The sequence below is a fragment of the Bartonella sp. AP3QHHD genome (assembly GCF_042195765.1).
GTDB lineage: Bacteria > Pseudomonadota > Alphaproteobacteria > Rhizobiales > Rhizobiaceae > Bartonella.
In genome coordinates, this window is the sequence record NZ_JBHIPC010000012.1 from 64,732 (window position 1) to 83,272 (window position 18,541).

Genomic DNA, 18,541 nt, shown 5'->3' on the forward strand with positions numbered 1-18,541 from the left:
ACAGATGAGCGGCTTTATTTTCAAGTAAATTTTGTTTTGCATGCTCTCTTCTTTTAAGATAATAGATCATTTTTCATTAACTTATAGTCCAGTCATTCCAGTTTGCACGGATTTGTGCTAATGAGTACCCTTGTGCCCAAAAAGCCCATAAAAGTAGGCGCGCTTTTACGGCTGATAAATAACCAGACATGAGAGCACCAGAAGCAATCATATCGATTTCGGAGCCTTTATAGCCATAAGTTATACGAGTTGTTGAGCCATTACAACAACGACTAGCAATAATGATTGGTATTTTTTGTGCATATTGTTGTACAAGGTCTGCTTCTTGAAAACTACAGTGTCCTGCACCAAAACCAGCAATAACAACTCCAGCATAATACCCACTTTCAAGGCATAGTTTCATTAATTGTGCATCAGATGATAAAGAGGAATAGAGGAGTGCAATTTGATGATCATGGTTTTGGGGAAGATCAAACGTTTTTGGGAAAAATTTTCGATTATTGAAATAAATAAGTTTTCCCTCTAAAATAATTCCTAAAATACCTGCAAGACCTGATTGAAATGTTTCGACTTTGACGGTATGACTTTTATAGAGCCAATAAGGTGAATGAATTGTATCATTTATGACAACAAGAACGCCCCTGTTACGACTTTGTGTGGCTGCTGCGACACGAGTGGCTGCTAAAATGTTGGCGGGGCCATCGGCGCCTGCTTCATGAGGCATGCGCATAGCACCGGTTATGATGAGTGGTTCGGCTTCTTTCCAATAAAGAGAAAGAAAAAAAGCTGTTTCTTCCAGAGTATCAGTCCCTTGTGTTAAAACAATACCTTCTGCACCAGCGTTTATTTGTTGTTTTGCCCACTTAATTATTTCAAAAAGCATTTGAAACGATAAAGATCCACTTGGTATTTGCATTAATGTTTGTGCATTAATATCAGCAACGTTATTTAAATCAGGAACACTTTTTATGAGGTTATCTGAAGTTAAAGTCGGTTGCATGTGACCAAAACTATCAGCAGTCATTGCAATTGTTCCACCTAAGGTCCCTATGGCTATTTTTTTCATAATTTTCCTCTAAAAAGCACAAACTGTTTATATAAAGCTATTTAGCAGTAATTTACATTGACAACAATGATATCATTTTTCCATTTTCAACAAATTGAGTTATGCTGAATCATTGTGTTTTGCTGTATATGTTCTTAAATAGGACAATAGTAATTGAGTTTTACATTGTATGAAAAGAAATCAATATTAAAAAGTAAAGTTAATATTAAGGAGTTTCCTTATGACAGAACATAAGCCAGACATAATGTATGGTACAACAATTATTACGGTACGAAAAGGTGGAAAAGTCGTGATGTCCGGGGATGGTCAGGTCTCTCTTGGACAGACAATTATGAAAGGTAATGCACGTAAAGTGCGTCGTCTTGGAAAGAACGGAGTGGTTATTGCTGGTTTTGCTGGTGCTACGGCAGATGCTTTTACATTACTGGAGAGATTGGAAACAAAGCTTGAGCAATATCCTGATCAGCTTATGCGTGCTTGTGTGGAACTTGCAAAAGATTGGAGAACAGATCGCTATTTGCGTCGTCTCGAAGCAATGATGCTCGTGGCTGATAAGAAAGTAACTTTGGCTCTAACAGGGCTTGGTGATGTCTTAGAACCAGAAGATGGGGTTATGGCAATTGGCTCTGGAGGAAATTTTGCTCTTTCAGCAGCGCGTGCACTCATGGATTTGGATTTGGATGCAGAAACTATTGCTCGTAAAGCTATGGCTATTGCCGCTAAAATTTGTGTTTACACCAATGATCATTTTACGATTGAAACATTGGATGCAGAATTATCTTCTTTAGAGAAAGCTATTTAAATGTGTGTTGTATTTTCCCCTCGTGAAACTGTTTCTGAACTTGATCGTTTTATTATTGGCCAAAATGATGCCAAACGCTCTGTAGCTATTGCACTGCGCAATCGGTGGCGTAGGCAACAGCTTGATGCGCCGATGCGTGAAGAAGTTATGCCAAAAAATATTTTAATGATAGGGCCAACAGGAGTTGGTAAAACTGGTATTGCACGTCGATTAGCAAAACTTTCTGGAGCACCCTTCGTTAAAGTAGAAGCGACTAAATTTACTGAAGTTGGTTATGTGGGACGTGATGTTGAGCAAATTATTCGAGATCTTGTTGAAATTGCCATTTCTCTTGTGCGTGAAAAGAAACGGGATGAAATAAAAGAAAAGGCTCACGTGAATGCTGAAGAGCGCGTTTTAGATGCCCTTGTTGGTAAAACAGCCAGTCCCGCTACCCGTGATAGTTTTCGCAAAAAATTGCGTGGAGGTGAATTGGATGAGAAAGAGATTGAAATTGAAGTAGCCGATAATAATAGCAATAGTGCTTCAACCTTTGATATTCCTGGTATGCCTGGGGCACAAATGGGTATTATGAATTTATCAGATATTTTGGGTAAAATGGGCAGTCGTACAAAAGTTCGTAAGACGACAGTAAGGGATGCTTTTAAGCCGCTCATTGATGATGAATCTGAAAAACTCCTTGATCAGGATCAAATTATTCAAGAAGCGCTTCGTGTTGCTGAAAATGACGGGATTGTTTTTATTGACGAGATTGATAAAATTGCAACTAGGGATGGTGGAGCAAGTGTTGCGGTTTCGCGTGAGGGCGTTCAACGGGATCTTTTGCCTTTGGTTGAAGGAACAACAATTGCTACAAAATATGGGCAAATCAAAACAGATCATATTCTTTTTATTGCCTCAGGTGCATTTCATGTTTCTAAGCCATCTGATTTATTACCGGAACTTCAAGGACGTTTGCCCATCCGTGTGGAGCTAAACCCTTTAACAAGAGAAGATTTACGGCGCATTCTAACGGAACCAGAAGCTAGTTTGATTAAACAATATATTGCTCTTATGGCAACAGAAGAGGTTCATTTAGAAATTACCGATGATGCAATTGATGCTTTAGCAGATATTGCTGTAGATTTAAATGCAAGGATTGAAAATATAGGGGCACGTCGTTTGCAAACAGTGATGGAGCGCGTTTTGGATGAAATTTCTTTCACGGCACCTGATAAAGCTGGAACATCCTTTACAATTGATGCCGCTTATGTGAGAAAATCTATTGGCGAACTTGCTGCTGATATCGATCTTTCACGTTTTATTCTTTAGAGTTATCGCTTGTTTTCTTTATCTGCGCGCTTCGATAATTTTGAAACCATGGGCTTGTTCATGTATCAACACTGTGCGGAAAATATTTTTTAATAATGTTTCATAAGGCAGGTGGCGGTTTGCAACAAAAAGCAGACTGCCGCCTGGTTTTAGGCACTTTGCAGCATTTATAATAAAATTTTTTCCTAATGAAATATCTGTCGTTTGTTGCGTGTGAAACGGTGGGTTTGAAATGATTGTGTCATACAGATTTGTGATAGGTTCATGCACAAGGTCGTGCCAATAAAAATGAATTGAAAAAGGAGCTGTTCTGGATTTAAGGTGCTGTTTTGCTGCTCTCAAAGCGTTGTAGTCTGCTTCATAAAGGTCGAGAGCGGTGAGTTTTTCACTTCTTTCAAGCGCAACGTGAGAAAGATAGCCCCATCCAGCACCAAAATCAGCCATTTTTCCAGAAATAACTTTGGGCATATAAGAAGCAAGTGCAGCGGATCCCGGATCAATACGTCCGTGTGAGAACATACCAGAAGTGGTTTGAAATTTACCAAAAGTGAGCGGTGGTGAGCGCAATTGTGCAATGTTATGTCTCTCAATTTGTTGAGGAACTTGCAACCAAAATACAAGACCATGATTTTTAGACAATTTGTTGGTGATGGGAACAATTGTTTTGACCCACTTCATCATTGAAGCAGCACCAGCAGTTTTATTCCCACTGATTACAATCCATCCATTGGGTTTAACGCATTCTAATAAATCAAGAAAACAATTTTGGTTAAAACCACGATATTTGCTCAAATGTAAAAATGCACCATCATAGCTGAAGGTTTTATCTATTTGGGGAGAGCAGTGAAATTGAGTATCGACAAATTTTAAAAAATCTGGTCGCCAAGGCGTAATAACTTTTAAATTCTGTGCCCATTCTGGAGCTGGGATTTCTGTTAAACCGAAACTTAACCAACATTGGTTTGGATCAGGATATGGGAGTTCATGATTTTCAAAAGGCAAAAATAATAACACATATGACTCTTTCAAAGAAAAATGCCACTCCAATGTTGAGATGGCATTTCATGATACGATAAGAGGAAAAACTTACTCTTCTTTTTTCTTACGTCGGCGCTTATTTTCAGGTTGTTTTTTTTCATCCACGCACTTTTCTTCATTCATCGCTTTATCACCGGTGATTTCCTTTCCGGTTTTTTGATCAACAACCTTCATTGATAACCGAACTTTTCCACGCTCATCAAAGCCCATTAATTTAACCCAAACTTTGTCACCTTCCTTCACAATATCGGTTGTTTTGGTGACGCGTTCTGATGCAAGCTGAGAGATATGAACGAGTCCATCACGAGAACCAAAGAAGTTTATAAATGCACCAAATTCTGCAGTTTTTACAACTGTTCCTTGGTAGACAGCACCAACTTCAGGCTCATCGACAATAGAATGGATCCAGCGTTTTGCTGCTTCAATGGTTTTAGCATCAGCAGAAGCAATTTTAATGGTACCATCATCTTCAATATTAATTTTTGCTCCAGTTTGTTCCACGATTTCCCGAATAACTTTACCACCAGAGCCGATAACATCACGGATTTTATCGACAGAAATATTCATAACTTCGATTCGTGGAGAAAATTCACTCAGCTCAGCACGTGCACTGGTTAAAGCTTTCGCCATCTCATTGAGGATATGGATTCGTCCACCTTTGGCTTGTTCAAGCGCGATTTTCATAATTTCTTCGGTAATACCATCAATTTTGATATCCATTTGCAAGGCAGTAATACCATTTTCTGTTCCTGCGACTTTGAAATCCATATCTCCAAGATGATCTTCATCCCCTAAAATATCAGACAGAACAGCAAAGCGTTCTCCTTCTTTAATCAAGCCCATGGCAATACCAGCAACAGGGCGTGCTAGAGGAACGCCGGCATCCATGAGAGCAAGTGAGGTCCCACAAACCGTTGCCATAGAAGAAGATCCATTGGATTCAGTGATTTCTGAGACAGCACGAATAGTATAAGGGAAAGATTCTTTCGTTGGCAACATGGGGTGAATTGCTCGCCATGCCAATTTGCCATGTCCAATTTCACGACGACCAGGAGAACCAAGGCGTCCCGTTTCACCCACTGAAAATGGTGGAAAATTGTAATGGAGAAGGAATGTTTCCTTATACATTCCCGTTAAGGAATCAACATATTGTTCATCTTCACCAGTTCCTAGTGTTGCAACGACAATAGCTTGTGTTTCTCCGCGGGTAAAGAGTGCTGATCCATGTGTGCGGGGTAAAATACTTACTTCTGATTGGATAGGGCGCACGGTAGAAAGATTGCGTCCATCAATCCGCTTTTGGGTATCAAGAATATTCCCGCGAACAATTTTTGCTTGCAACTGTTTAAATACGGTTGCAATTTGATCTGCACTAAATTGACAGTCTTTTTCTGTTTCTGGCATAAATTTATTGAGGATTTCTGTCTTTAGTGCATCAATTGCAGCATAACGTTCTTGCTTATCAGTAATTGTGTAAGCCTTTCGTATATCCTGTTCTGCCATTTTCTGCACCGCTTTTTCAAGTTCAGAAAGATTTTCAGGAACAAAATCACGAGGATCTTTTGCAGCAACTTCAGCAAGCTTTATAATGGCATCAAGGACAGGTTGAAGGCCTTTGTGACCAAACATCACTGCTCCCAACATGATATCTTCCGATAATTCTTGTGCTTCTGATTCAACCATCAAAACAGCACTTTCTGTTCCAGCAACAACAAGATCAAGTTTTGATTCAGGCATTTCATCAATATGAGGATTAAGAATATATTGTCCATTACAATAGCCAACGCGGGCACCGGCTATAGGCCCCATGAAAGGAACACCTGACAGGGTCAATGCGGCAGAAGATGCAATCATCGCAAGGATATCGGGATTATTTTCGAGATCATGCTGTATAACGGAAACAATCACTTGCGTATCATTTTTATATCCCTCAACGAAAAGGGGACGAATTGGGCGATCAATCAAACGTGAAACCAAAGTTTCATTTTCACTTGGTCGACTTTCACGTTTTAAATAGCCCCCAGGTATTCGACCAACAGCATAGGATTTTTCTTGATAATTAACGGTGAGTGGAAAAAAGTCCTGGTCTGGTTTTGGACTTTTGGCTGATACAACGGTTGCTAAGACAATAGTTTCTCCATAGGTAGCAATCACTGCACCATCAGCTTGACGTGCTATTTTCCCTGTTTCAAGGGTGAGAGGACGCCCAGCCCATTCAATTTCTATCTTGTGCGTTTTGAACATTTTTTATCCTTAATGACCAGTGTTTAAATCTTTGATTGCTCACATTCTGGTTTTGCGTAGCATATTTCCAAGCTCTGGGGTGGACAACATACTTTTTATCTTTGTTACGAGAATAGAGAAGTAAACTGCCTTAAATGCGAAATGATGAGCAGTCCTATCCCATAATAACTTGTCAGTTTTTAAATTTTTTAATTAAAAGCAACACGTTGAAAAAATGGGTGGTTTTTTTTTAAACGCCACCACCATTTTTCTTTTAGCGACGCAAACCTAACTTTTTGATAAGTGTCTGATAACGATTTTGGTCAACTCCTTTAAGATAATCAAGAAGACGCCGACGTTGAGACACCATCTTCAAAAGACCACGACGAGAATGATTATCCTTTTTGTGAGATTTAAAGTGGTTTGTTAAATTAGAAATACGTTCAGAAAGTACAGCAATCTGTACTTCTGGTGATCCTGTATCACCAACTTTATTTGCGTATTCTGCGACAAGAGCTTGTTTACGTTCAGCTGTAATCGACATCGTATTATCCTTTCCAAAAACGAAGAAACATAAAGTCACCCATAGCCGAGATGTCGTTCAGCAAGGGTCTGTGAGGAAACAAGAAGAGTCAAAGACTCTTACCTATTTTCGTCCTTATATAGGAAAGAAGGTTAAAATACTAGTCCTTTACAGCATTTTGAAGTCTTTCTTTAAATAAAAGCTTTTGTTTTGAAATATTGATTTAAATAGAGTTTTATGAGAAGTTTTTTAAAGAATTATGCATCCTTTTGATACAAAGATTATGAGCGTGTGTGTGATAACAAAGATGATAAATACCGATTTGGAGGAAAAAGATGCAGAGCATTTCAACATTAAAACTTTTTCGTAATTCGGTATTTCGAAATCTATGGTCATCTACTCTTATTTCTAATTTAGGGGGGCTGATACAGGCTGTTGGAGCAGGGTGGTTAATGGCGTTGATTAGTTCTTCGCATTCCATGGTTGGGCTTGTTCAAAGTGCCACAACATTACCACTTGTTATGTTTTCTTTGATGGCAGGGGCATTAGCGGATAATTTTAATCGGCGTCAAATTATGTTGTGTGCGCAGATTATGATGATGGTCATATCCATGAGTTTATCTGTTTTAGCCTATATGGGATTTCTAACACCTTGGCTTTTGTTATGTTTTACGTTTTTGATTGGATGTGGCACAGCTTTTTATAATCCTTCTTGGCAAGCAACGATAGGAGATATTGTGAGCAGGGAAAATATTCCTGCTGCTGTTAGTTTGAATAGTGTAGGCTTTAATTTGATGCGGAGTGTTGGTCCTGCTATTGGTGGTGCCATCATTGCAACTTTGGGGGCATCTGCTGCTTTTTTGTTTAATGCTATAAGCTATATTCCTCTTATTGGTGCGTTGTTTTTCTGGAAGTCGAATTATGAAAACAACTCATTACCACGAGAAAGGCTGTTAGGAGCTGTCTCAGATGGTTTGCGTTATGTTGCGATGTCACCTAATCTCCTGAGTATTATGGTTCGAGCGTTCCTTTTTGGTATAGGAGCAATTTCTATTTTAGCACTTTTGCCAATTGTTGCGCATAAAGTTCTTGGAGGAAGTGCCCTTCTTTATGGTACATTGCTCGGTTGTTTTGGGTTAGGAGCCATGACAGCAGGTATTATTAATGCAGTTGTACGGCATCATTTTCGTTCAGAAACAATTATTGCAAGTGCATTTATTGGTTTTGCCTTTTCTTGCTTTTTATTGGGAATAAGCCGTTCACTGATTATAAGCCATATTGCTTTATTTCCTGCAGGGTTATGTTGGGTTTTGGCATTATCATTGTTTAATACATCTGTACAACTCTCTACACCACGCTGGGTTGTTGCACGTTCTTTAGCACTTTATCAAACGGCATCTTATGGGGGGATGGCTATTGGAAGTGCAATCTGGGGAGTTTTGGCTGATGGTTATTCTCCAACAATTGCTTTGAGCGTTTGTTCTCTATTCTTGATTTTTGGTGCTCTTGCGGGGGTAAAATTTAGAATTCAAGAAATTCCTCAGATAGATTTAAATCCTCTTGATCATTTTAGAGAGCCGGAATTATTACTTGACCTCAAAGCAAGAAGTGGACCGATCATGATAATGATCGATTATAAAATTCATGAAAATGATCTTGAAGAGTTTCTCAAAGTGATGACGCGTCGACGCCATATTCGATTACGTGATGGTGCGCGTCAGTGGGTCCTTTTACGAGATCTTGAAAGACCTGAATATTGGACAGAGGCTTATCATATGCCAACATGGGTAGATTATTTACGCCATAATCATCGTCGTACAAAAGCAGATGCAGAAGTCAATAAGCGTCTGCGTCATTTAAATTGTGCTCCTAACGGTATAAGAGTGCACCGCATGATTGAACGCCAAACAATACCTCAAGCCAATGAGATGCTTTTAAAAGTTTCCTCTGATCATCTCCCTTAGGATTAAAACAGTTTTTGTAAATATTAAATATATTAATATTATTTCGATCAATTTGTTAGCATAATCATAAAAAAATTGCTGTTTCAATATTTAATGAATTGATTTATAATGGTTATTTGTTATTTTTCATGTTGAGTGATAGTTCTGAAAATCTTAAGCTTTTCTCGTTTCAAATCTATTTAGAGTAAATCAGTCCATATCTTTGCTTGTACATTATAAACGAGGACTAAAGTATGAGTAAAAAACGATTAAAAAAGAAATAAAAAGCCTCTTATGAATCCTTTAAATGCAAGGATTGTTGCGACATTAAGAGGAAAAAGTGTGTGGTGGTGTTAGCTTATAGCACTGACTTAAATTTTGATATGAATACGGTAAATATAGACAATGAAAAGCACCATATGTTTCTTAATTGATAGAGAAAAATATCTTTCCGCAGAAGGTGGTTGGGAAAAGAATCGATTAAATTGTGAAAATCCTCTTTGGTTTAAATAGACCTTTGTCGAGAGTGCCAATAGCAAGAAGTTGTTCCTTATAGAGGACACAAACTTCCTCTTCATCAAGAGGTACTTTGTGATGATTCAAGAGGATAGAATGGCCTCTTATAATCCTCTGTGCTTGAGTTTCATTAAGGATATAGTGAGGGAGGCAATCCAATGCGGCGCTTGTGTCAATTAAGAGCTCATCAAGTGTTGTGAAGTTTTTTTCAAAAGAACGATTATTTTCATCTGTAGTGTTTTTATTTGGCGGAATGGCTGCTTTTAGTTCCTCCCATGTAATGAGATCTTCTTCATCAAAAGGTGCGACGGCAATACGTCTTAAATCAGCAATATGCCCATAGCAACTGAGATCACGTCCTATATCGCGTGCTAAAGAGCGCACATAAGTTCCTTTTCCGCAGGTTATTTCAAAGACAGAATGCTCTTTGGTAGGCATTTCTAATAACTTGAAAGTTTCTATTTCCACTTCACGGGGCGGAATTTCAACAACTTCCCCTTCACGCGCTAAATCATAGGCACGATTTCCGGCAATTTTGATTGCTGAAAATTGTGGAGGTGTTTGCAAAATAACACCTGTATATTGAGGAAGAAGAGCAAGTATTTCTTCTTGTGTTGGACGTATGAGAGAAGTTTTCGTTATTTCTCCTTCTAAATCATCTGTTGAGCGCTCTTGCCCCCAAGCAATATGAAAACGGTAAGTTTTTTTGCCTTGCATCACGTAAGGGACGGTTTTGGTTGCTTCGCCCAATGCAATGGGAAGGAGACCAGAAGCAAGAGGATCAAGTGTACCCGCATGTCCTGCCTTTTGAGCATGGAAGAGCCATTTGATTTGTGAGACAGCTTCTGTTGATTTCATTCCTTTTGGTTTATCAAATATGACCCAGCCAGAAACAGGACGCCCTTTTTTCTTGTGTTGCCGCGCCATATCTTTAATCCTCATCTGTATCACTATGGTGAAGATCGCGCGCAACCTCAGGCGAGCGAAGGAGGGCATCAATTTTTGAAAAATTATCAAAACTATTATCAATTCGGAAACGCAGTTCTGGCATATATTTCATTTGTCGCAACGCATGACTGATTTCTCCACGGAGAAAACGACTATGTTTATTGAGGGTATCAACAACATCGGTATGAGAAGCATTTTTAAGAGTGCTGAGAGGTGATACAAAGCAAGTAGCAATTTTTAAATCTGGTGACATGCGTACTTCAGAGACAGAAATAACAATATCTTTTAAGATATCATCAAGCAAAATATCACGCTGTAATATATGCGCTATTGCATGACGTACTTGCTCTGCTACTCTAAGTTGCCGTTGTGATGGCCCTGCATTTTTCATCAAAGTTTTATCCTTGCTACAAGATCTCTTTTTTGACCATTTAGATAAGGAAAAAGAGATATTGTGTATAAAACCTAATAACTTTTCTCATTTCACAACAGAGTAAAGTTATTGGATTATTTTATAATGTGCGATTAATATGTTCGATACGGAAGGTCTCAATGATGTCTCCTGCACGCATGTCTTCATAATTTTCAAAGGCTATTCCACATTCTTGACCACTTTGCACTTCATTGACTTCATCCTTAAAGCGTTTGAGTGTTTTCAGCTTTCCTTCGTGAATAACGATATTATCGCGGATAAGGCGAACACCGGCTCCTCGTTCTATTTTACCTTCTGTAACACGACATCCTGCAACTTTTCCAATTTTTGTAATGTTAAAGACTTCTAGAATTTCAGCATTACCAAGGAAAGTTTCACGCTGTTCTGGTGAGAGTAATCCAGACATGGCAGCCTTGATATCGTCAACAAGATCATAAATGATGTTGTAATAACGAATCTCAATTCCTTGTGTTTTAGCAAAATCACGTGCTTGCTTATTGGCTCGAACATTAAAGCCAATTACAGCAGAGTTAGAAGCTTCTGCAAGAGAAATATCACTTTCGGTAATTCCTCCAGCACCAGAATGTACAATACGTGCACGAACCTCATCATTTCCAAGTTTTTCCAATGCTGAAGCAATTGCTTCGATTGATCCTTGCACATCCCCTTTTATAATAAGAGAAAATTCCTTAACACCAGTCGTTTGCAATTTTGTCATCATTTGCTCAAGAGAACCACGCGAACCAGTTTGCCGCGCAACAGCTTTATCACGTGCTAATCGTTGTCGATATTCAGAAATTTCACGTGCTTTTGCTTCATGTGTGACAACAGCAAAACGGTCTCCGGCTTGTGGTGTTCCTTGCATGCCTAAAATTTCAATTGGTGTAGAGGGAACGGCTTCTTTGACATGGCGGCCATGGTCGTCAATCAAAGCACGCACACGACCCCATTCATTTCCAGCAACTATAATATCAGAAGGGTGTAATGTACCTTTTTGAACAAGAACTGTTGCAACAGACCCACGTCCGCGATCCAATTTGGCTTCAATGATAACGCCCTCTGCAGTTCGTTGGGGATCTGCTTTCAGATCAAGCATTTCAGCCTGAAGAAGGATAGCTTCGAGAAGTTTATCAAGATTTTGACCAGTTTTAGCAGAAACTTCAACGTCCAAAGTTTCACCACCCATAGTTTCAACAAACACTTCATGTTGTAGAAGTTCTGTACGCACTTTTTGTGCATTCGCAGCTGGTTTATCAATTTTGTTGATAGCAACAATGATAGGTACACCAGCAGCTTTCGCATGATTGATTGATTCAATCGTTTGAGGCATAACACTATCATCAGCGGCTACAACGAGAACAGCAATATCAGTAACACGAGCTCCGCGTGCACGCATAGCCGTAAATGCAGCATGACCTGGTGTATCAATAAAGGTAATTTTTTGACCGTTTTGTTCTACTTGATAGGCACCAATATGCTGCGTAATACCTCCTGCTTCGCCAGAAACAACATTTGCTTTACGAATAGCATCCAAAAGAGAAGTTTTTCCGTGGTCAACATGGCCCATAATGGTTACAACAGGGGCGCGCTGCTGCATGTTTTGAGGATTATCTGTTATATTAAAGATACCTTCTTCTACGTCAGATTCTAAAACACGTTTAACAGTATGGCCAAATTCAACAGCGATGAGTTCGGCAACATCTGCATCAATAACATCGCCAGGTTTCATCATTTGTCCTTGTTTCATCAAGAATTTAATCACATCAACAGAACGCTCAGTCATACGTTGTGCGAGCTCTTGAATGGTAATCGTTTCAGGAAGAACAACTTCGCGAGAAATTTTTTCTCTTGGTTCTTGATTTTGTGCACGCTTAAACTTTTCCTGTCTACGCCGCATTGCAGCCATTGAGCGCCCACGTGCGCTTCCTTCTTCATCCAGTGCACTATTCAGAGTTAGCTTTCCGCGTCTCCGCTCATCAGCTCCTTTGACAACTTTGGGTACACGTATTTCTGATTTAGCAGGATTAGCACGTCGACTATGCCGTTCTTCCTCATTATTGTCATCTATTTTGCGTTTTTCAACCACGGTTGTCTGTTTAGTGTCAATAGGAATATCTGCCTGTTCAATGAGAGGGGGAACAGGTGGAGTCTGCACTGGCGATATTTCTTCTTCTTGTTGGAGATGGATTTCTTTTTCTTTAATTTCTTGCTGTAAAATTTCTTCACGCTCTTTAGCGCGTCTTGCTTCTTCTTCGGCTTGTTCTCGCGTTATTCTTTCTTGGATATGTGCTTCTTCTAACGCGCGAAGTCTCGCTTCCATTTCAGTTGATGAAAGATTGCTTTTGGCCACAGATTCTTGAGGCTTTTTTTCCTCAAAACGCGGTTTAGAACGCTGGGGGGCCACATGCGGCTTTGTAATGGGCTGTAGGGTTTCAGCTTTTTCATCAGGTCGCGTAATTTTACGCCGTTTGGTTTCGACAACGACAGCCTTCGTACGGCCATGACTAAAATTTTGTTTAACCGTGCTCGTTTCCAAGACAGACCTCTTGAGAGTTAGTATCTTCTTGACCGTTGTTTTGTCGTTGTTATTTTCACTCATTGTACTTCCTTCACGGCTTGTGCCGTCATCTCACTAGACTTACTATGCTTGTCGTCACGATAGCTGATCAATCTACATGTCGTTTTGAGAAATCCTTCAGCAGCTTTTGTGTCCAGTAAGGCCGCGTGCATTACAGGATTAGAGCCAAAAGCCACTCGCATTTCATCATTTGTAAATAAAGATATGGTTTTTATAGTCCGATTTGTTTGTTGTTGTATTGAATGGATGGCCTGTGCAATTTTTCGTTTCCCATCTTCTGTTGTTTCTTTAGCATGAAGTACAAGAATAACTTTACCAGAGCGGATAGCAGCGTCAACCTTTGTTGCTCCCATAACAATTGCTCCCGCTTTTCGTGCCATGGAAAGGCTTGAAAGAGCGGCTTTTAGTAAAAGCGTATCAACAACATGCACAAGATTTGGTGTAACTTCAACATCTGTTTTAAAATTTCTATGAAAAGCTTTCTGTTTGATTGCTTTCTCAATAACAGCGTGATGGGCAGAAATCCAAACGCCACGCCCTGGTAAATTCGCTTTAAGATCAGGAACAATTTGGTTATTGGGACCAATAACAAAACGGATCAGCGTTTGTGCTGAAGCATTTTTTCGGGTCACAATGCAAGTCCGTTCATTCATTTAAAGTGTATCCACATCCAAATCATCTGTTTTTTCATTTTCTGCAGAATTTTCATCTTCTACAGGATTTTCTGTAACAAGATCAGCTTGGTCTATCCAGCCTGCTTGTACACGTGCGGCTAAAACCATAGCTTCTGCATCTGCGCGTGTAATGTCAAAAGGGGTTAAAATACCAGAAAAATTCTGTGTTTGACCTTCTTTACGTTCTCTCCAACCAGCTAAATCATCAACGGCATAGCCAGCAAAGTCTTCTATTGTTTTTACACCATCCTGACCTACAGCAACCAACATAGCACTTGTCATTCCAGGAAGTGTTCGCAACTCGTCAGAAACTCCGAGCTTTTTGCGTTTTTCATCAAGTTCTTTTTCTTGATGATCAAGATATTCGCGGGCACGACTTTGGATTTCAGCGGCGGTATCATGGTCAAAACCATCAATAGAAGCGATTTCTTCAAGATCAATATAGGCGATTTCTTCAATAGAAGAAAAACCCTCTGATGCCATAACCTGCCCGATCATTTCGTCAACCTCTAAGGCTGCCATAAACAATTTACTCCGTTCAGTAAATTCTTTTTGACGATTTTCAGATTCTTCCTTTTCCGTTAAAATATCAATGTTCCATCCTGTTAGTTGCGAAGCCAAGCGAACATTTTGCCCACGTCGTCCAATAGCAAGGCTAAGTTGATCATCTGGCACAATAACTTCAATCCGTTCAGCATCTTCATCAAGGATGATTTTAGAAACTTCAGCAGGTTGCAGTGCATTAACGACAAATGTTGCCGCATCAGGCGACCAAGGAATAATATCAATTTTTTCGCCTTGTAATTCAGCAACAACAGCTTGTACACGACTTCCTCGCATTCCAACGCATGCTCCAACAGGATCAATGGAACCATCGCGTGAAACAACGGCGATTTTAGCCCGTGAACCTGGATCACGAGCAACAGATTTGATTTCTATAATACCATCATAAATTTCTGGTACTTCCATAGTGAAAAGTTTTACCATAAATTGGGGATGTGTGCGTGAAAGGAAAATTTGTGGACCACGCGTTTCACGGTGTACATCATTGACAAAAGCACGAATGCGATCTCCATAGCGGAATGATTCACGAGGAATTAATTCATCACGGCGAACAATAGCTTCACCGCGTCCTAGATCAACGATGACGTTACCATATTCCACACGCTTAACTGTACCAGAAATAATTTCACCAACTTTATTTTTGAATTCTTCATATTGCTGATCGCGCTCTGCATCGCGTACTTTTTGTACAATAACCTGTTTAGCAGATTGTGCTGCGATACGTCCAAAATCCATAGGAGGTAAAAGATCAGCAAAAAAATCACCAATTTTTGCTTCTGTTTGACGTTTGAGAGCATCAGACAAAGTAATTTCCGTTGTATAGTCTTCAACGACATCAACGATTTTAAGCAGGCGCTGTAATTTAATTTCACCTGTTTTAGAATTGATTTCAGCACGAATATTGGTTTCTTGACCATAACGAGAACGTGCTGCTTTTTGAATAGCATCAGCCATCGCAGAAATGACAATTTCACGGTCGATTGACTTTTCACGTGCAACAGCATCTGCAATTTGCAGAATCTCAAGCCTGTTAGCGCTTGTAGCCATCAATTTTCTCCTTCTTTGTGCCACACGATGGGTATTTCCCAGTGATATTATTTTTTGAAATTGAGCGTCTGTATAGAGTCGTTAGCGTTCTCTTCGGCAATGAATTGTTGACTTAAATCTTTATTTTGTTTCAATGCATCGCGAATAAGCTCATCGGTAAGCACTAAATGCGCATTTATGATATCACAAAAGGAAATAGGGGTATACATGGCTTCTCCATAAGCAGCTTTATCAGTGTTTAAAATAAATCCATCTTGCGTGATATTTGTAAGTGTCCCACGAAATTTTCGGCGCCCATCAATTGTTATTTTGGTTTCAATTTTTGCAAGATGCCCTTGCCAATGAAAAAAATCAGATTTTCTTACCAATGGACGATCAATTCCAGGTGATGAGATTTCTAAATGATATTTGCGTTCAATAACATTTTGTACATCAAGGAGGGGAGAAACTGTTCGACTAACAGTTTCACAATCTTCTATGGTCATAGAACCATCGGCACGTTCAACCATAATTTGAAGTGTTAAACCATTTTGACCAAGAAGTTTCACACGAACCAAACGAAAACCTAAAGGTTTAAGTAGTGGTATGACAAGAGCAGCAACCTGTGCTTCGATACCATCTTCTTCAAACAGGCGCGGTTCGTCAAGATTGCTTATTTTTTCAGCTTCGTTCATACATTTTATCCAAGTTGGTTTCATCAGTTTTATGATATTAAAAAAGAGCGGGTCCAACGGCCCACTCTTCATCATAAGACCAAGAATTTAACTATTGATACTCTTAAATTCAAAATTTTTCAAGTTGTTTATGAGAAAAGCGCTTGATCATTTATTTCTTGATAAAGGTAAGATAGGCAGGCGTTCGTCCTTCGCGTAAAGCTTTTGCTTCATAGCGGGTTCCGCTCCATAGTGGATAAGGGAGTTTCCAGTCTTGAGGGCTTTCTGCTTTCCATTCAAAGTGATCATGTTGTGCACAATGGTACAAAGTCCAGTTTACATAACTGTCTATATCGCTAGCAAAGCGCAAAAACTTCCCTATTTTAAGAACACGAGCAAAACGGTTAAGATTTTTTATGTTGATGAAGCGTCGTTTCCAGTGTTTCTTTTTCGGCCAAGGATCAGGATAGAAGAGGTCTATTCCATCAAGCGAGTTATCAGGGAGCCAATCAAGAAGGCGTGTAGCATCATCATTATAGAGGCGAAGACGATTTTGATGGTTTTGATGCTGTTCAAGAGACGATAATATTTTTGCCATGCCATTGATAAAGGGCTCGACGCCGATAAAACCGGTTTTTGGAAAATATTCCATTTCATGAAGTAAATGTTCACCTCCACCAAAACCGATTTCAAGTCGAATTTCTCTTACTTTGCTTGAAAATAAGGATGTAAGGTTTAAGGGAGGAGGGACATTTAAATCAATATTCAAATTGGGGAGAAGCATTTGTATACGTGTAAGCTGACTGTTTCGAAGTTGTTTTCCTTGTCGGCGTCCAAAAAATGCTTCACTCTTACGTATATTATGTTTAATCATGGGATTTGGATCATTGTTTGAAGCGTTTTCACGAGATCAGTTTTTTCCCATGAAAACGAACCATCGTGTTTTGGTTTACGACCAAAGTGACCATAGGCAGCTGTTTTCGCATAAATAGGTTTATTGAGGTCAAGATGTTTTCGAATGCCGGTAGGTGAAAGGTCCATTATTTTGCGGATGGCTTCTTCAATAACTTTTTCATCGACTTTTCCTGTTCCATGAAGATTAAGATAAATAGATAAAGGTTGTGCAATACCAATTGCATAGGAGAGTTGAATGGTGCATCTCTCTGCTAAATCAGCAGCAACAATATTCTTAGCCAGATAGCGTGCCGCATAGGCAGCAGAACGATCAACTTTTGTTGTATCTTTTCCTGAAAAAGCACCGCCTCCATGGGGTGCTGCACCTCCGTAAGTATCCACAATAATTTTGCGTCCCGTTAATCCGGCATCGCTTTGAGGTCCTCCAATGACAAATTTTCCTGTTGGGTTAATATACCAACTGCATTGAGCTGCAATGGGAATGTCATGTAAAGCTTGGCGAATGTAAGGTTCAACCACTGTACGTACTTTATTGGAATCCCAGCTTTCATCAAGGTGCTGCGTTGAAAGAACAATGGATGTGACCTCTATCGGTTTTCCATTTTTATAACGTATGGTTATTTGGCTTTTAGCATCTGGTCCTAATTTTCCAGTTTCTCCCTCTCCTTTATGACGAGCTGCGGCAAGAAGTTTGAGAATTTTATGCGCATAATAAATTGGCGCAGGCATGAGATCAGGTGTTTCACGGCAAGCATATCCAAACATGATACCTTGATCACCTGCTCCTTCTTCACCATGCCGATCCGTAGCATTATCAACCCCTCTTGCTATATCAGCTGATTGTGGGCGCAAAAGAACATCAATTTTAACAGTTTTCCAATGGAAGCCTGTTTGTTCATAGCCAATGGTACGAATAGCACGGCGGGCTGCTGTACGAAAACGTGTGGGATTAATGAGTGGAAAGCTAGTTTCATCATAGATGAATTCTTTATTTTTATCTTTTTTTAATAGCGTATCGGGAACACGTACTTCACCAGCGATAACAACACGGTTGACACTGACGAGAGTTTCACAGGCAACGCGTACTAACCATGGATCAGTACCAGTCTTTTCAGCTTCTTTATAGATCATATCAACGATTTCATCGGAAATACGATCACAAATTTTATCAGGATGTCCTTCCGATACCGATTCGCTCGTAAAAAGATAATCTTGATGCGGCATAGGAACTCCTTCAAAAAAGAAAACCAACGATTTAATCAATTGCTTACTAAAGTCGTCACCATTTGCTAATTCTACAGCAAATA

15 protein-coding genes are annotated in these 18,541 nt (G+C 39.5%); 3 read left to right on the forward strand and 12 right to left on the reverse strand.

Annotated elements, in window-relative coordinates; translation table 11 throughout:
• Positions 1–76 precede the first annotated feature (76 nt).
• Positions 77–1,066, reverse strand: a complete 990-nt coding sequence (locus tag ACFIL7_RS00455; protein ID WP_375683234.1) for an asparaginase — start codon at positions 1,064–1,066, stop codon at positions 77–79.
• A gap of 220 nt (positions 1,067–1,286) precedes the next feature.
• On the opposite strand from ACFIL7_RS00455, the gene hslV reads away from it, so the two are divergent.
• On the forward strand, positions 1,287–1,868 hold the full coding sequence (hslV, locus tag ACFIL7_RS00460; protein WP_375633964.1) for an ATP-dependent protease subunit HslV: 582 nt from the start codon (positions 1,287–1,289) through the stop codon (positions 1,866–1,868).
• Positions 1,869–3,179: an ATP-dependent protease ATPase subunit HslU gene (gene hslU, locus ACFIL7_RS00465; RefSeq protein WP_375633966.1), complete on the forward strand. Its 1,311-nt coding sequence runs from the start codon at positions 1,869–1,871 to the stop codon at positions 3,177–3,179.
• A gap of 18 nt (positions 3,180–3,197) precedes the next feature.
• On the opposite strand, the gene ACFIL7_RS00470 is transcribed toward hslU, so the two are convergent.
• From ACFIL7_RS00470 to rpsO, 3 genes are all read right to left on the reverse strand, one after another.
• Positions 3,198–4,193 carry a class I SAM-dependent methyltransferase gene (locus tag ACFIL7_RS00470; RefSeq protein WP_375633968.1) on the reverse strand — a complete coding sequence of 332 codons (996 nt, stop codon included), beginning with the start codon at positions 4,191–4,193 and terminating at the stop codon, positions 3,198–3,200.
• 72 nt (positions 4,194–4,265) lie between these two features.
• The gene (gene pnp, locus ACFIL7_RS00475) at positions 4,266–6,461 is read right to left on the reverse strand and encodes a polyribonucleotide nucleotidyltransferase (protein WP_375633970.1); all 2,196 of its coding nucleotides are present in this window, start codon (positions 6,459–6,461) and stop codon (positions 4,266–4,268) included.
• A gap of 253 nt (positions 6,462–6,714) precedes the next feature.
• A complete protein-coding gene (gene rpsO, locus ACFIL7_RS00480; protein WP_005774142.1) occupies positions 6,715–6,984 on the reverse strand; it encodes a 30S ribosomal protein S15 in 270 nt (89 codons plus the stop codon).
• Between the two features lie 314 nt (positions 6,985–7,298).
• Here rpsO and ACFIL7_RS00485 point away from each other — a divergent pair, with 314 nt between their 5' ends.
• Positions 7,299–8,927 carry an MFS transporter gene (locus tag ACFIL7_RS00485; RefSeq protein ID WP_375613307.1) on the forward strand — a complete coding sequence of 543 codons (1,629 nt, stop codon included), beginning with the start codon at positions 7,299–7,301 and terminating at the stop codon, positions 8,925–8,927.
• Positions 8,928–9,386: 459 nt separating this feature from the next.
• On the opposite strand, the gene truB is transcribed toward ACFIL7_RS00485, so the two are convergent.
• The 8 genes from truB to metK all read right to left on the reverse strand — a co-directional run bounded on the left by truB (position 9,387) and on the right by metK (position 18,458).
• Positions 9,387–10,349: a tRNA pseudouridine(55) synthase TruB gene (gene truB / locus ACFIL7_RS00490; protein WP_375643073.1), complete on the reverse strand. Its 963-nt coding sequence runs from the start codon at positions 10,347–10,349 to the stop codon at positions 9,387–9,389.
• A gap of 4 nt (positions 10,350–10,353) precedes the next feature.
• Positions 10,354–10,761 (reverse strand): 30S ribosome-binding factor RbfA, encoded by a 408-nt coding sequence (rbfA, locus tag ACFIL7_RS00495; RefSeq protein WP_375633973.1) that lies wholly within the window; start codon positions 10,759–10,761, stop codon positions 10,354–10,356.
• A gap of 121 nt (positions 10,762–10,882) precedes the next feature.
• A complete protein-coding gene (gene infB / locus ACFIL7_RS00500; protein WP_375634590.1) occupies positions 10,883–13,402 on the reverse strand; it encodes a translation initiation factor IF-2 in 2,520 nt (839 codons plus the stop codon).
• Complete coding sequence (locus tag ACFIL7_RS00505; protein ID WP_375633975.1) at positions 13,399–14,034, reverse strand: RNA-binding protein; 636 nt, start codon at positions 14,032–14,034, stop codon at positions 13,399–13,401. Before ACFIL7_RS00505 ends, infB begins: the two co-directional genes overlap by 4 nt.
• Positions 14,035–15,666 carry a transcription termination factor NusA gene (gene nusA / locus ACFIL7_RS00510; protein WP_375634589.1) on the reverse strand — a complete coding sequence of 544 codons (1,632 nt, stop codon included), beginning with the start codon at positions 15,664–15,666 and terminating at the stop codon, positions 14,035–14,037.
• A gap of 47 nt (positions 15,667–15,713) precedes the next feature.
• Positions 15,714–16,364 carry a ribosome maturation factor RimP gene (rimP, locus tag ACFIL7_RS00515; RefSeq protein ID WP_375611870.1) on the reverse strand — a complete coding sequence of 217 codons (651 nt, stop codon included), beginning with the start codon at positions 16,362–16,364 and terminating at the stop codon, positions 15,714–15,716.
• A 127-nt stretch (positions 16,365–16,491) separates the two neighbouring features.
• Entirely contained in the window at positions 16,492–17,193 is a 702-nt protein-coding gene (locus tag ACFIL7_RS00520) for a tRNA (guanine(46)-N(7))-methyltransferase TrmB (RefSeq protein WP_375634588.1), read from the reverse strand.
• The gene (gene metK, locus ACFIL7_RS00525) at positions 17,190–18,458 is read right to left on the reverse strand and encodes a methionine adenosyltransferase (RefSeq protein ID WP_375633979.1); all 1,269 of its coding nucleotides are present in this window, start codon (positions 18,456–18,458) and stop codon (positions 17,190–17,192) included. Before metK ends, ACFIL7_RS00520 begins: the two co-directional genes overlap by 4 nt.
• Positions 18,459–18,541 lie beyond the last annotated feature (83 nt).

Coding starts and splice junctions, on each gene's coding strand:
- ACFIL7_RS00455 (WP_375683234.1), bottom strand. CDS start 1,066: ATGAAAAAAATAGCCATAGGGACCTTAGGTGGAACAATTGCAATGACT.
- rimP (WP_375611870.1), bottom strand. CDS start 16,364: ATGAAACCAACTTGGATAAAATGTATGAACGAAGCTGAAAAAATAAGC.
- ACFIL7_RS00505 (WP_375633975.1), bottom strand. CDS start 14,034: ATGAATGAACGGACTTGCATTGTGACCCGAAAAAATGCTTCAGCACAA.
- rpsO (WP_005774142.1), bottom strand. CDS start 6,984: ATGTCGATTACAGCTGAACGTAAACAAGCTCTTGTCGCAGAATACGCA.
- hslV (WP_375633964.1), top strand. CDS start 1,287: ATGACAGAACATAAGCCAGACATAATGTATGGTACAACAATTATTACG.
- nusA (WP_375634589.1), bottom strand. CDS start 15,666: ATGGCTACAAGCGCTAACAGGCTTGAGATTCTGCAAATTGCAGATGCT.
- metK (WP_375633979.1), bottom strand. CDS start 18,458: ATGCCGCATCAAGATTATCTTTTTACGAGCGAATCGGTATCGGAAGGA.
- rbfA (WP_375633973.1), bottom strand. CDS start 10,761: ATGAAAAATGCAGGGCCATCACAACGGCAACTTAGAGTAGCAGAGCAA.
- hslU (WP_375633966.1), top strand. CDS start 1,869: ATGTGTGTTGTATTTTCCCCTCGTGAAACTGTTTCTGAACTTGATCGT.
- infB (WP_375634590.1), bottom strand. CDS start 13,402: ATGAGTGAAAATAACAACGACAAAACAACGGTCAAGAAGATACTAACT.
- ACFIL7_RS00485 (WP_375613307.1), top strand. CDS start 7,299: ATGCAGAGCATTTCAACATTAAAACTTTTTCGTAATTCGGTATTTCGA.
- pnp (WP_375633970.1), bottom strand. CDS start 6,461: ATGTTCAAAACGCACAAGATAGAAATTGAATGGGCTGGGCGTCCTCTC.
- ACFIL7_RS00520 (WP_375634588.1), bottom strand. CDS start 17,193: ATGATTAAACATAATATACGTAAGAGTGAAGCATTTTTTGGACGCCGA.
- truB (WP_375643073.1), bottom strand. CDS start 10,349: ATGGCGCGGCAACACAAGAAAAAAGGGCGTCCTGTTTCTGGCTGGGTC.